Here is a 14,412-nt window from a genome sequence, read left to right on the forward strand (position 1 = left end):
ACCATACCGCGGGTAGAGAGACAGTTGCATTGGGTAGGGGATCCTGACTGCGTCTGGCAGCAAGAGCTTGAGAGGATTACCAAGGACCAGGTAGCATCTGCACGGCGCCATACAACACTCTGACAAGGGAATCATTGTAGGAACACTGGCCACGGCAGGCGGCTTGCGGTGTGGTGTCGACGTACGTCCTGGATCACAGCTCGCGTGGCACGATGAATGATCAAACAGTTGGTTTCTCTTTGCGCTTCTAGCGAATTGGCCCGCCGGGCACCGGATGGCGAAGGCATAGGGACTGCCATACCATGCCTTCAGCGGCGAGGAGGACTGGCAGGGCTACCACACAGAGAGCAGCAAAGAGACCTTGCTACGCAGCGGCTGGCACGCGGAGCCGCGTTATCTGCGCGGCTACTCGGCCTGATGGCCATAGTACTGGTCATCAGGAACATGCTCAAGCCAGGTCACAGTCTGCCCATCCTGATCCTCTTGAATGGCCAGGTGCGTCATCCCCGTCGTTGCGGTTGCACCATGCCAGTGCTTTTCACCTGGGGCGAACCAGACGACGTCACCGGGATACACCGTTTCCACTGCCCCACCCTCACGCTGGACCCAGCCACAGCCATCGAGAATGACGAGCACTTGGCCAAGCGGGTGAGTGTGCCAGGCAGTGCGAGCTCCGGGCTCGAATGTCACCCGCGCGATATGGACACGGGCAGGTGGCGTGGCATCAAAGACCGGATCAATGCGAACATTACCGGTAAACGATTCAGCCGGGCCTTTGCGTGAGGGGCGAGAGCCAACACGCAGGATCTCCATCACCGTACTCCTTCCTGCGTCATCTACGAAGTTACCCGCTAGCACAGTCCCCAACGCCCCGAACAATGCGCAGGATAACACAGCAGCCCCAGCGACGAGAGCCTATCGCCGTCCCAGAAGCCTTTGCGGCTTTAACACGCCACCCTTATAAGCGAGCACGCGGATATGCCACATGGCCATCCTTGCACGCTGAACGCTTGTGTCGTCAGCCGCGGTGACACACCCCGGTGTGGCATAACAGTGCCTGGTTTACAGGGCAGTATACTGCCGGATGGCGTCAGGGCGGTCGAATAGTTCAGGGCGCAGCCGGGTACCGAGCCCGGGATGCTGCAGCGGACGCACCTGCCCCTGCTCCAGTGGCGGGAGCTCAGTCACCAGTTCGCGGTACCACCCCCAGTAAAACGCGCGCACCACCTCTTGGGTCAGCGCATTCGGCACACTCACTGCCAAATGCACCGAGGCCGTGAAGACGACCGGCCCAGTGCAGTCATGAGGTGCCACCGGTAGCTGGTAGGCCTCGGCCATCGCCGCAATCCGCCGTGCCTCCGAGAGTCCGCCACACCAGCTCACGTCCAACATGACCACTCCCGGAATCCTCCGCTCCAGGAGCTCCCGAAAGCCCCAGCGCGTCGCCAGTGTCTCACTGAGTGTCAGCGGGATGCGCGTGGCACGGGCGAGTTCGGCCAGCGCCCCCAAGTCATCGGGACGGATCGGGTCTTCCAGCCAGAAGGGGGCAAACGGCTCGAGCGCTTGAGCAATCCGCTTGGCCATCGGGAGCGACCACAGTCCATGCAACTCGACCATGATCTCCATTCGATTGCCGACAGCAGCTCGGATCTTGCGGAACGGCTCGAGCGCCTGATCAAGGTCACGAGCACTGATGTGCTGGCCGAAACTAGCCTCGGCGGCTGGATCGAACGGCCAGATCTTCATCCCCGTGATACCCTGCTCCAGCAGGCTGCGGGCCAGGTCATCGGCTCGGTGGAGAAAGGCATCGAGGTCTTCATAGGGACCGACCGGCTCAGGCGTAAGTCCCCAGTTATCGGAACGCTGAATTGGCCGAGTTCGGATGTAACGGGAACCAGCGCAGGTATTGTAGACCCAGATCGCCTCGCGGGTCAGTCCGCCGAGCAACTGGTAGAGTGGCTGGCCCGTCATCTGGCCCACAATATCCCAGAGCGCAATGTCGATCGCGGAGTTCCCCCGCATCTCAACGCCGGTGCCAGCATAGCCGACGTAAGGGCTGAGGACGCGCCGCAGCCGGTCAATCTGCCGTGGATCCTGCCCCAACAGCAGAGGTGCAGCGGTCTCATGGATGTAAGCGCTGACGGCCGCAGCACCGAAGAAGGTTTCCCCCAGCCCGACAATGCCCTCGTCAGTATGGACGAGTACCCAGCAGAGGTTCGGGTATTCTGCCAGCCGGAGCGTCTCAATCGCCGTAATCTTCACCGCTGCCCTGCCTATACTCCACACCGCCAGTCGTCAGATGTCTGACAGGAATATACTTCATGACAGCACAGGGGTCAACCCGCCAACGCTCTCCTGCTTGAAAGAGACGTTTCGGCGCACGTCCTTGATTGATAGAGGACTCGAGACTGAAGGAGGTTGGGCAGTGCGTACACGCTCTAAGCGACAAACTGAGCAGCAGACCGCTCAGCCGCCATTGGCACGCCTGCCGCATCTGCGTGAGCAGGTGGTTGCCCGCCTCGTCCGGCATATTGTCGGTGGCTATTATCCGCCTGGCAGCACTTTCCCCACCGAGACCGAACTCGCACACACGCTTGGCGTCAGCCGAGCCCTCGTTCGTGAGGCAGTCCGGGCACTGGCCGAGAAGGGGCTTGTCGAAGTCCGCCATGGGATTGGCACACGGGTACGGTTACCCAGCGAATGGAATCAGCTCGATCCCGCCGTGTTATTCGAGCGGATTCGAACCGGCAAAGACGAGACACTGCTGCGTGACCTGCTCGAATTGCGCGCCGTGCTTGACATCACCGCTGCGGAGCTCGCTGCTCAACGCCGCACGCTAGACGACCTCTCTGTCCTCGAGCAGGCATTACGGGCAATGCGCCGGTCGCTCAACGATCCGCTGGCGTACGCTCAACACGATGCTGCCTTCCATGAGGCGATTGTTGAGGCAGCTCACAACCAGCTTATCGCTGTGGCACGTCGGCCCCTGGGGCAAGTGCTGGTACGCGCCTGGGAACTGACCGATCGTCTGCCGGGGCGTATGGAGGCATCGCAACGCGGTCACGAACAGATCGCTGCCGCGATTGTCGCTCAGGACGTCACCGCTGCACGCCAGGCGATGGCACAGCACGTGCAGCAATTCGAAGACGACATCCGCGAAGCACTGCGCCATGTATCACCATCGGCCCTGCCGGAGTTTCTGCACAGATAGCGAACGCGCACCTTGCATACGAACTGATCGCGCTTCTTCAACCCGAGAGCCTTTCCCTCTCGCGCATACTGAGGCAGGTCAGGCGTCCCTACCTCACCTCGTGTTGGCATTCCCAATCCATCCCGCGTACCGGGCAGAGCACACTGGACCCCCAGGCAAGAAGCGATAACGCAACCAGTTCCGACGCAGCAGAGCAGCGAAAGCACCTGCGACGAGAAGGGTAGCGAAGCAAAGAATCAGATAGGAAGGGCACTATCGCTTATGCGTGCTAGCCCGAAGGGTGGCAGCGCACCCAGTGGCCAGCGCCCCGATTGCAGCAGCGCACCCGCCCAGCGCGCCCGCTCGACGACTGACTGGCCAAGTGGTCGCTGGCGCTGTTCCCATACGTCAAGGGCCTGCGCTAGTCCGACCGAATGCGCTTGCAGAGACTGAGCCAGTTGGAAGGCGTCCTCGGCCGCCTTAGCCGTACCAGCTGCTACATGTGGGCGCGGCCGGAACGCCGCATCACCGAGCAGGCAACATCGTCCCCGCACCATACGCGGTACTGCGACATCAGCAATGCCATCGATAAACGGCTCGTCCGTCAGGGCAACACATTCGGCCAGTGGAGGTGGAAGCATGGCTTGCGCATCTACGTGCAGACGCACAATGTGCTCATGGGCCACGAAGCCAGTTGGTACGGAAAGTGCAAAGCGTCGCCCATCACGGCCCAGTAGCAGGTCATCCAGTTGCTCGGGAGACACAGAGCGATACCACAACCAATTGAGCAGTCGCGCCGCTGGTTCAACTCTCCCGTCGCGATCAGGCACTGGGTAAGCGACCACGTGACTCGTGGGTAGCAGGACATAGGTGATCGCCTCCTCAAATAAACTCCGTGTTTGAGGACTCAGGCGGCACACCGGCACTACGCCACGCCAGGCAATATACCCAGCATGCTGCGGCGTATTCCCCGGAGCAATCACCGTGCGCCCAAAAGAAGAGACCCCATCAGCAAACACGACGAGATCTCCTTCAGCTTCAGTTCCATTGGCAAAACGCAGCTTCACCCGGTACTCGTCTTGCATCACACCAACACAGGTAGCATCGAGCTGATAACCGCTAGCGTCGATGAGTTGGAGGAGACGTCGATAGAGCGTGGCATACGATGTCGCCCACCAGCTCGTTGGTCGTGTAGCAACGAGCCGTCCACCTGCATTCAAATACTGTACGCGTCGTAACGGCACGCCGAGCATGCGAAGCACAGTAGGATCGCTCCCACCAAAGGGACGCACAGTAGCCGGGTGCAGGACAATGCCAGCACCACGATCTTCCAGCAGCGTAGCAGACCGCTCAAAGACCGTGACATCATGACCAGCTCGGCTCAGCCAGACTGCCGCATTGAGGCCGCCCAGCGAACCACCAACAATCAGGATCCGCATCAATCGCTCTCTCAGCTACTCGGCGACAGTGCACCACTCGCGCCCGAAGTCGCCAATCCCCTCACATCCCGTCGCCGTTACGATGACTGTGTCCTCAAGCTTGACATGCCCTACCTCGGGATGACGATACTCTGCCTCAATCGACACCACCATCCCTGGCTCGAGCGCATCAACAGCTTCAGCGTTGAAGATCGGCAGTTCATTACTGACGAGCCCAAGTCCATGAGCAATGAAGTTTCCACCATCAGCCCAGCGACAGGACCGGATCGCTTCCCAGCCTAATCGATGGATCTCCTGTCCACGCACGCCTGGGCCAAGTGAACCTCGTACCCGCTCCTGCACCGCCAGGCAAGCAGCAAAGAGTTCCTGCGCCACAGCTGGTGCCTCGCCAAGTGAGGCCATCCGTGCTAAATCCGCCAGGTAGCCATCGTATTCTGCCACCGTATCCACTTGCAGGATGTGCCCTCGCTCCCAGGGTATATCTCGCGGAAACCGGTTATAGCTTGGGCCAATCCCCGCGAAGGTAAAGATGCGATGCACTCCTTCCTCGACCATCGCCCGTTCCAGGCGTTGCTCAACCGCGCGAGAGGTCTCTCCTACACGCCCAGCCTCAAGCGTCGCTCGAATCGCTCGCGCCGTCCGCTCATGAACCTCACGCATCAGCGCGAGCTCTCGCGTCGTCTTGACTGCCCGTGTCCGAGCAAGGGCAAGCGTGGCATCAACGAACGTCGCTTCCGGCAACTCTGTCCGTAGCACCTCGAACGCTTCAAGGGGCAAGAAGGCTTTCTCCACGCCGATTGTCCCGCCACTCAGTCCCAACCCGCGAATCTGCCGCGCTGCCTCGCGTGCTACTAGCCCGGCAACGCTACGCCGCAACTCGGGCACCCAGACGCGCTGCTCCACCCACATTGGGCCAAAGGCTTCTAGCGCCTGAACCTCATCGACATCTGGAACGGAGACTCCGATGTAAACGCTCTGGGCAAAATTGCGGCGGGGCATCACCAGCATCGGCACGTAATGCGACAGCCCGATTGGCTCAAGGCGCTGAAAGGTTGGCAAGTAGTATCCACCGGTAAGATAGCGAACATTGTGCCGGCTGGTAGCAAGTAACAGGTCTATGCCCGCCTCGTACAATTCGCGTTCCAGCCGTTCTGCCATAAACGGATACATCGCTTCACCTCCACGCTCGGTTCAATCACCGGTTCGGGCTTGTCGTCGCGCTTGGGCTTCATCGATCCAGCGTAGTAGCTTTTCTGGTGTGACCGGCACCTCATTGATCCGCACACCAAAGGGAGCAAGGGCATCCTCCAGAGCTGCACAGACAACCGCTGGCGTCATCATTCGACCACCTTCGCCAGCACCCTTGATACCGTAGGGAGTAAACGGCGACGGTGTCTCCTGATGGTCAATCTCAACCCATGGTACTTCCATAGCTGTGGGAATCAGGTAGTCAGCATAACTGCCGGTCAAGAGTTGGCCATCCGGCCCATAGACGTACTGTTCATACATTGCTGTCCCAAGCCCTTGTGCCACGCCACCAATGATCTGGCCGTCAAGTGAGCGTGGATTGACAACAGTGCCAGCATCATGGACCGCAACGTACTTTAGGAAGCGATGCTGCCCGGTCTCAACGTCCACCTCAATGGCAGCGATATGACAGGCGTGACCGACGAAGGGATAGAAGACACCGAGGCTCTTACGATCAGGTGACGGCTTGGTTGTGTAGGGATGATCAAACGTGTAGTCGGCTTGTAATCCACTCTCTTCAATATCGGGTGGCAAGTCGAGCTTGAAAAGGTATGCCAGTGTTGCCACATCTTGAAGTGAGACGGCTTTCTCTGGCGCACCGCGTACGCGAATCATGCCATCAACGAATTCAAGATCTTCCGGAGCAGCTTCAAGCTGATGACTGGCAATCTTGCGCATCTTATCCTTAACACGTTGGGCCGCGCCACGTACCGCTCCCGTTACCATAATGGTGAAGCGGCTGCCACCCGGACCGGTCGCCGGCAAACCACGCGCTGAGCTTCCATAGATCACGCTCACCTGACTGGGATCGACGCCGAACTCTTCAGCCACAACTTGGGCAACGACGGTCTCCGGACTCTGCCCCCAGAAAGCTTGGGAATAGAGCGTAACTGTGATGCTGCCAGCCGGATCTACCCGCACCGTTGCACTCTCCGGGCTGGAGGTGATACCCGTTGGCTGGTCAAACCAGAACCAGAACTCGGTCGCGCTGAAGACACTCCGCTCCTGGGCAGTAATCAGCCCGATACCCACGTAGCGCCCCTCTTCACGAGCCTTGCGCTGCATTGCACGGAGACCATCATAATCGGCGAGGGCAAGCGCTTTGTCTAACACCCCAGCATAGTTACCACTGTCATACATGTTGCCAGTCGGAATCGTGTAGGGGAACTCGTGTGGCTGAATAAAGTTCTTACGCCGGATCTCAGCCGGATCCATGCGCAATTCACGAGCAACAAGATCGACCATCCGTTCAACGACCCAGTTGGTCACTTCAGAGCCGAATCCGCGGTACGCCCCTTGCTGACATTTATTTGTCAGAACGGCAGTCAACTCGTATTGGACGCTTTGGATCTTGTACGGTCCAACGACTTGTGCCAATGAGTTGCCATGCGTACCAACACCAAATTGGATATACGCTCCATAGTCATCGATGACATTAATGCGCAAACTCCGCAGCGTTCCATCGCGCATAGCGGCCATTTCGACCTCATAGATACGATCGGAGCCATGGTGATCAGAGGTCATGATGTTATCGAGACGATCTTCAACGAATTTCACTGGGCGTCCGGTCAGCTTCGCCAACATCCCAGCCAGAATCGGCACGCGCACTGCCCAGAACTTCGAGCCAAAGCTGCCGCCAGCTGGACACGGCACCATATCAAGCTTGTTTGATGGAATCTTGAGGGTGTTGGCAACCAAAAAGAGCAGGAAGGTAAAGGTCACGGAATTGCAGTAGATCGTCATCATGCCAGTGGCGGGATTGTACTGCGCAACTGCTCCGACTGTCTCAAGTGGCTGCGCGCCGGAGCGGTGCCAGCGCAGTTGATCACGCACAACAATGTCCGCTTCAGCAAAATCGCGTTCGACATCACCAAAGGTGAAAACTCGGTGATACACCACATTACTGCCGAGCGCGTCATGCACAAGCGGCGCTCCTGGCTGCATCGCAGCAATCGGATCAACCACTGGTGGAAGTGGCTCATACTGAACATCGATTAGCTCACAGGCATCTTCAGCGATGTAGCGGTCGGTAGCGACCACAGCAGCAACCGGCTCACCGACATAGCGCACTTTGTCGACTGCCAATACCCACCAGGTGTGCTTCGAGGGGTCAGGGCCAAAGTCTGGCATCGGGTTTGTCAACGCGGTAACGTCTTTCCCCGTGACGACGGCGAGGACACCGGGCAATGCCTTCGCCCTGCTCGTATCAATTGAGATGATGCGCGCGTGCGCCAACGGGCTGCGCAGCACCGCTGCATGGACTATTCCTGGCAGAGCAAGGTCAGTGACATAGCCGCCGCGCCCGACGAGCAGACGTGGGTCTTCAACACGCGGAATGCTCTGCCCGATCCACTTTCGTGCTGGTGCTTGAGCTGTCATTGGTCCCTCCTATCGCGATGTCACAGCCAGGCGTTCAGCAGCCGCTTGGATTGCCTCAACGATGAACTGGTAACCAGTGCAGCGACAGAGGTTGCCGGCAATCGCTTCCCGGATTTCATCCCGTGTTGGATGCGGATTTTGCTGCAATAGCTCATAGGCACGCAGCAGCATACCAGGCGTACAGAAGCCACACTGAATGGCCTGCTTTTCACGAAATGCTTCTTGGAGGGGGTGCAGGTTGCTATCGCGCGCAAGTCCCTCAACGGTCATAATCTGACAACCATCTGCCTGGACAGCAAAGAGCAAGCATGACCGCACTGTCTGGCCATCAAGGAACACCGTGCATGCACCACAAACCCCATGCTCACACCCCACATGAACGCCAACATAGCCAAGGTGGTCGCGCAGAAAATCAGCAAGCAAGAGCCGTGACTCAACTGTCGCTTCATACGGGGTCCCATTGACTGTCACGGTGATATGATGTCGATCAGCCATGGCACTAGCTCCTCCCCTGAGCACGCTGTGCTGCTTGGCTTAATGCACGCCGTACAAGCACAGCAGCAATGCGTCGACGGTAGTCAGCCGAGGCATGGATATCCGAAGCTGGATCGATCTCCTGTGCGGCAAGAGCCCCAGCCGCGCGGAACTGCTCGTCGGTCGGCTCCGCGCCAGCAAGCGCCGCTTCAGCTTGGCGTGCCCGTACTGGTGTTGGCCCAACGCCGCAAAGCGCAAGCGCTGCCTGCACAATCCGTTCACTCTCGTCAAGCGTCACTTGGGCAGCAACGCCAACAATTGCGAAATCACCGTGCCGGCGTGACAATTCGAGAAATGCCGTGCCCGTGTGCGGCGGCATGCGAGGAATACGTACTGCAATCAACATCTCATCTGGCTCAAGAGCAGTCATCAATGGACCAAGGAAAAATTGATCAGCTGAGATGACGCGCTCTCCACGCGTGCTCCGCACAACGAGCTCAGCTCCCAAAGCCAAGGCGACAGCCGGAATCTCAGCTGCAGGGTCTGCATGGGCAAGCGTGCCGCCAATTGTCCCCCGATGGCGGATTGTTTCATGACCAACAAGTGGTAGGGCATCAGCAAGGAGCGGGACAGCAGCACTGAGCCGATGATCACGTTCGGCCGCCGCCTGGCGTAGCATTGCCCCGAGAACAAGGACTCCATTTGCATCGTTGACAAACGATAGAGCTGCCACCCGGTTGAGATCGATGAGGACGCGTGGCTGGGCAAGACGAAAATTCATCATTGGCACCAAGCTCTGCCCACCGGCGAGTGGCTTTGCATCTGGGGCATGGTGTGCAAGGAGGTGGAGCGCTTCATCAAGGTCACGCGGGGCAAAATAGGAGAAAGCAGCAGGTTTCACGGCAGATCCTCCTCAGTCTCTGACATGCTAGTTGCTCAATAGTGGTGGGAGATCACGGCCAGTCGAAATACCTCCTTCCACCCTCAGTTGTGCGGGGATATCGCTACCAGACAACCTTAGTCGGGCAGAGCAACCCTGTCAAGGGAGGAATGGCCATACAACAAGAGCACATCTGCCCTCACCATGCACACGATTACGTAGCCGGTGTATGTCATTACGGCACTTAGCTCTCCATTGCATTCTCGTGCTTCCAGAGCCCTTCGTGAACGAGACCAGTAGATGCCATATCACTCTCAGCTCTCGGCAGTCGTCTGCATGTCGCTCACTCCCGTGCATCATCGCGTCTACAGGTGCTCAGTCTCAGCAGGTTTCACCTTCAACCTCGAACGATCTTCGGAAAGCTGAGCACAGAAAGCAAGAAAGCACTCGCTGGGAAGCAAGGCGCCACAGACGGTAACGGCGAGAGAAGAGGAACATGGAGAAGAGAGGAGACGGTAGCGGCATTGCGGGTATAGACAGAGAGCAAGTTAAGCGTAGGGATAAATGCCCTCTAGATTTGGAGCAAGATGCGTTTGTAAGGACGCTAGGTCAATCGCTGGAAGTTGGCAGCCAGCGGTGTATGCGAGCGAAACAGCATGGGCTGCAGCGACACCCATTCCCACACATGGTCCCATCACCCGAGCACTTGAGAGCGCTAAAGGATCAGCATCGATGCAACGGCCAATAGCGAGCACGTTGTCGAGTTCGGCCGGAAGGAGCGCGCGGTAAGGGATGGTGTAGTAATGCCCATCGGGCAAAGGCTGCCATTGATAGTGAGCCTGGCTATCATGCAACTCAACCGGCCAGGCCGCCCGAGCAATCGCGTCGGGGAAGCATCGCCCTGTCTGGACATCCTCAAGGGTAAGCATGGCCCGGCCCACGATTGTCCGTGTCTGCCGGATTCCTGGTAAACCAAGTCGACGCGCCCGTGCTTCTCCAAATACAGCCGGATATTCTCGCCGCAAGAGCTCGAGCGCTCGTTCGACCTCAACACGCGCTGCACGTGCCTCTTGCCAAAACCCGAGAGGATCAAGTGGGGTGCGCAGATGCGTAGCATTCAGTACAGCCAATCCCCGTGGCGGCAGGGGGAAGATTCGGCACTCTTCGCGCGTTAGCCCATAGCGCGGGCCGTGCTCCCGCAGCAGTTCCTCTGCTCGCCGGGCAACATCAGCTGGGTTTTCCCGTGCGGGGAACGCCACTGGCCCGACCACTGCCATTTGGGTACCATAGATCGGCTGCGCGCTCACCCGACACGCAGCGCCGGCCAGCCAGGTTAGCGCAGCATCGCCTGAGGCATCGATAAAGAACGGCGCCTGGACATCGCACGCGCCAAAGCGCGTAGCAAAGCGTACTCGTGTGATGCGCGCACCGTCTCGTTGGACAACATCGGCGACCGCTCCCAAAAGTAGCACGACCCGACAGGCGTTAAGCATGTGTTCGAAGACTCGCTCCAGTTCTGCCTCATCGTAAACGATGATGGTCGTTCGTGCCCGGCGTGAGTAGAGTGCCCAGCTGGCCTCGCGCTCTCGGAGCGTCTTGAGTAGCTCTGTTGCTAGCAACGGTGTCAACAGGCCTTGTGTTTCTGCAGGACCACAGCTGAACAGACCAGCAATCGTGCCAATCGGAACCCCGACTGCTTGCCCTCCAACCCAGGGGCACGCATCGGCCAGGAGGACACGGAGACCAAGCCGTGCTGCGGTGATTGCGCACGTGACGCCGCTCATACCCGCACCAACAACGCACAGGTCGACGTCACATTCCCACCGAGTTGCCGCATCACGCCGCACTATCGTCATTCCGAGTTGCCCAGCCATACCGTACCTCCTGGCCCGCCTACTTCTAGACTTGCCGCGCCGCCTCATCAAGATATGAAAAGTCCACGAGATCGCTTGCCGGAATCATTGCCTGAATTTGACCCAAGTCACGCCAGAGTGCCTGATACTCGTCAAGGAAGCTGGTCGCAAAGCGCCCGTCCCGAGCAATCGGCGGCCAGGTCATCTGAGCATACAGTTGGTCGTCTTTTAGCGGCGTGTACTGCTTGAGGACAGCCGCAATCTCTTGCTTCCCAGCATCATTTCCTACCCGCTCGAAGTACCACGCAACACCACGGAGGTAAGCGACCAGGAACGCTACCGCGAGTGGTCGATCGTTAAGGAGTCGTGGACCGAACGTGAGGACATTCAGTGGCAAGCCGATGCCTGATGCCTGAGCAATATCTTGTCCTGGCACCAGCGCTGTTGCAGCTTTGAGCTGCTTCAGCGCGATTGTCACATATGGCTCAATCAGGAATCCTGCAGCGACAGCAGCATTTTGCAGCGCTGCGGGTACATCTGGTGCCCGCAGCGTCTGCACCTGTACGTCTTTGAGCGTCAGGTGATGCTGCTCGAGCACCTTCTTCATTTCGAGCACATCGCCGCCACCGCTTGTCACAAGTGCAACCGTCTTGCCACGCAGATCTTCAACTGAGCGGATCTGCCCGGAGTCACTGAGTGATTTCGGGACGCCGATCACGTGATAGCCACCGAAGTTAGCAGTAATGACTGTCTCAGTAACAGTAATCTTGAGCGGGACGCCTTGCTTGACGCCATTCACGAGGGCTCCACTGAGCCCACCCCCGACAATGTCAAGCTGCTGCGCGCCTAGCAAGGAGATCGCCTGCCCGGGGTCAAGCGTTGCTGTAACGAGATCGACGGAAATGCCAACGTCACGGAACATCCCCTTATCGATGGCAATGAGCAATGCTGCATCGCTCGCGGTGAGGGCGATGCGAGCTTTGATGGTGCTCGCCTGCTGACCTGCCGGCTTGGCAGTACTTGCTGGCGTCGCTCTACTGGACGGCGTTGCCACGTTCGCGGGCGTTGTTGTCGAACTCGGCGTAACGGCCGCAACTCGGGTGGTCATGCTTGCAGTCGCCGCCGACACTGGTGTGGTGGACGTCGGTGTCGTCTGCTGGCCGCCACAACTTGCCAGGAGCGCGCTTACCGGCATAAGCGCCAGCCCGGCAACGGCTCGAAGCCACGCCCGACGAGTCATCACCATATGCGTCGTCCCTCCTTCTCTACTCATACTCTCTCCAGCGCCCAAAGCCCCAGCTAGCGCTCATACCTGCGCAGTGTAGCCGAGCATTCGCCCTGTCCGCTAGCCGTGGCGTTCCCACGTTCTCTCGCGGTAACTGCTCTTTGAGCCTGTCCCATTGAAGGCCAATGAGACTGAGAGTGCCATCAGTGCAGGCTAATTTCTTCCCAAGATTCTTGGAGTCCAGATCAGCTTGATGGGAATCATGGCGATAAAGCAGCCGCCGCTGATAACCAAGCGAGCACAATTAGCTTGCATATCCCCGAACGTGCTCGGCCGGTACGATCATGTATCGAGCCTATGCTGGTTGCTGATGGAGGAGCATTGCCGTATACTGTGATAAGTTCAGTGAGATAAGAATAACCAATCATTCGCAGAGAAGGAACGAGAAATGGGTCACTTGGCGGACCTTACCGGAGGATAAATTGGGGAAAGAACCAAAGGACGCTGGTCGCGGAGCAAGTCGTTACGTGGCATCGGCCGCGATGTCAAACGATTTCTCAGTACTATCCAGAGAAGGAGGGGAGTAGATGCCGACGAACTCAGACGTGGAGCAACACGCCCGCGCACAGCTTCGACTTGCTCGTTTTATGTCAGCTTATCTCCCGTTCAGCTTGGCAAACCGATTGCTTGCTCAAGCTCGACAGCGTGTCCGCCTGCCATCAACAGTCCGGCGTGAACCCGTTGATGCTGACGGTGTGCGCAGCGAATGGCTTATCCCGGCACGGCATGTCCCTGGACGTGTCTTGTTGTATCTCCATGGTGGAGGATTCGTCCTTGGACTCAGTCCCCAGCACCTGCACATGGTTACGGTTCTCGCACAACTTCTCGAAGCGCGGGCATTGCTTGTGGATTACCGGCTCGCTCCCCAACACCCGTTTCCGGCTGCACTCGAGGATTGTGTGACAGCCTACCGATGGCTGCTACGTCATGGCATTCATCCAACAGAGATCGCGATCGCTGGGGATTCAGCCGGTGGGAACCTGACAATTGCATCATTGATGAAGCTACGCGACGAAGGCACTGAGCTGCCAGCGGCCGCTGCATGTTTATCACCAGTCGGCGACTTAGCTGCCGGCAAAACACGGCAGCATCGGACTGATGACCCGGTTTTGCATCCGCGTGCAATGGCTCGCTTTGATCGTTCCTATGTTAATGGACATGACCCGCGCCATCCACTGATCTCGCCAGTCTACGGCGATTGGCATGGGCTCCCACCATTGCTCTTTCACGCTGGCGGAGATGAGATCCTGCGGGATGATGCTGAGCGCATGGCTGCCGCGGCTCAGGCTGCTGGAGTTGCGGTCGAGTTGACAATCTTTCCCCAAATGTGGCACGTCTGGCAACTCACACTCGAACTGCCACAAGCGCAGGCATCATTGCAGGCGATTGCCTCGTTCCTCCTGCGACATCTAGCACCAGCAGCGCAACCAACAGGCTAGCACCAACTCGTGTCAGAACCGATATCCAACATCTACGCGAGTTCCCACGTGCTGGCCTCAGCTAACCTTCTTAACGAAGGGCAGTATCATTCTGGCCTCCAATCACTTGACCTTCATGCAAACAAATCAAGCATGACCGAGTTTGCTAGGGAAGAGAAAGGATTTTTGGATCTATTCTTGCTACACAGCAGATTTCCCAGTTGGAGGACTCGCCCGCAGCACATC

The 14,412-nt window shown here is 58.4% G+C and carries 11 protein-coding genes; 2 read left to right on the plus strand and 9 right to left on the minus strand.

What is annotated here, in order from left to right:
• Window positions 1–405 precede the first annotated feature (405 nt).
• Window positions 406–813: a (R)-mandelonitrile lyase gene (locus N675_RS02435; RefSeq protein ID WP_038037687.1), complete on the minus strand. Its 408-nt coding sequence runs from the start codon at window positions 811–813 to the stop codon at window positions 406–408.
• A 249-nt stretch (window positions 814–1,062) separates the two neighbouring features.
• Window positions 1,063–2,262 (minus strand): mandelate racemase/muconate lactonizing enzyme family protein, encoded by a 1,200-nt coding sequence (locus N675_RS02440; protein WP_038037688.1) that lies wholly within the window; start codon window positions 2,260–2,262, stop codon window positions 1,063–1,065.
• Between the two features lie 163 nt (window positions 2,263–2,425).
• Here N675_RS02440 and N675_RS14205 point away from each other — a divergent pair, with 163 nt between their 5' ends.
• On the plus strand, window positions 2,426–3,211 hold the full coding sequence (locus tag N675_RS14205) for a FadR/GntR family transcriptional regulator (RefSeq protein WP_051913903.1): 786 nt from the start codon (window positions 2,426–2,428) through the stop codon (window positions 3,209–3,211).
• Window positions 3,212–3,447: 236 nt separating this feature from the next.
• Here the strand turns inward: N675_RS14205 and N675_RS02450 are convergent, their stop codons facing one another.
• The 7 genes from N675_RS02450 to N675_RS02480 all read right to left on the minus strand — a co-directional run bounded on the left by N675_RS02450 (window position 3,448) and on the right by N675_RS02480 (window position 12,709).
• The gene (locus tag N675_RS02450; RefSeq protein WP_038037689.1) at window positions 3,448–4,629 is read right to left on the minus strand and encodes an FAD binding domain-containing protein; all 1,182 of its coding nucleotides are present in this window, start codon (window positions 4,627–4,629) and stop codon (window positions 3,448–3,450) included.
• Between the two features lie 15 nt (window positions 4,630–4,644).
• On the minus strand, window positions 4,645–5,799 hold the full coding sequence (locus N675_RS02455) for a M24 family metallopeptidase (RefSeq protein WP_038037690.1): 1,155 nt from the start codon (window positions 5,797–5,799) through the stop codon (window positions 4,645–4,647).
• A gap of 21 nt (window positions 5,800–5,820) precedes the next feature.
• Window positions 5,821–8,256: a xanthine dehydrogenase family protein molybdopterin-binding subunit gene (locus N675_RS02460; protein WP_038037691.1), complete on the minus strand. Its 2,436-nt coding sequence runs from the start codon at window positions 8,254–8,256 to the stop codon at window positions 5,821–5,823.
• A gap of 9 nt (window positions 8,257–8,265) precedes the next feature.
• Window positions 8,266–8,751, minus strand: a complete 486-nt coding sequence (locus N675_RS02465) for a (2Fe-2S)-binding protein (RefSeq protein ID WP_038037692.1) — start codon at window positions 8,749–8,751, stop codon at window positions 8,266–8,268.
• Window positions 8,752–8,755: 4 nt separating this feature from the next.
• Window positions 8,756–9,631 carry an FAD binding domain-containing protein gene (locus N675_RS02470; protein ID WP_038037693.1) on the minus strand — a complete coding sequence of 292 codons (876 nt, stop codon included), beginning with the start codon at window positions 9,629–9,631 and terminating at the stop codon, window positions 8,756–8,758.
• A 527-nt stretch (window positions 9,632–10,158) separates the two neighbouring features.
• A complete protein-coding gene (locus N675_RS02475; protein ID WP_038037694.1) occupies window positions 10,159–11,484 on the minus strand; it encodes an FAD-dependent oxidoreductase in 1,326 nt (441 codons plus the stop codon).
• A gap of 25 nt (window positions 11,485–11,509) precedes the next feature.
• A complete protein-coding gene (locus N675_RS02480) occupies window positions 11,510–12,709 on the minus strand; it encodes an ABC transporter substrate-binding protein (protein WP_038037695.1) in 1,200 nt (399 codons plus the stop codon).
• 566 nt (window positions 12,710–13,275) lie between these two features.
• Between N675_RS02480 and N675_RS02485 the strand changes: the two genes are divergently transcribed.
• Window positions 13,276–14,187, plus strand: coding sequence for an alpha/beta hydrolase (locus N675_RS02485; RefSeq protein ID WP_038037696.1), 912 nt, complete (start codon window positions 13,276–13,278; stop codon window positions 14,185–14,187).
• Window positions 14,188–14,412: the final 225 nt, after the last annotated feature.

Source organism: Thermorudis peleae, from assembly GCF_000744775.1.
In the GTDB taxonomy this organism is placed as follows: Bacteria; Chloroflexota; Chloroflexia; order Thermomicrobiales; family Thermomicrobiaceae; genus Thermorudis; species Thermorudis peleae.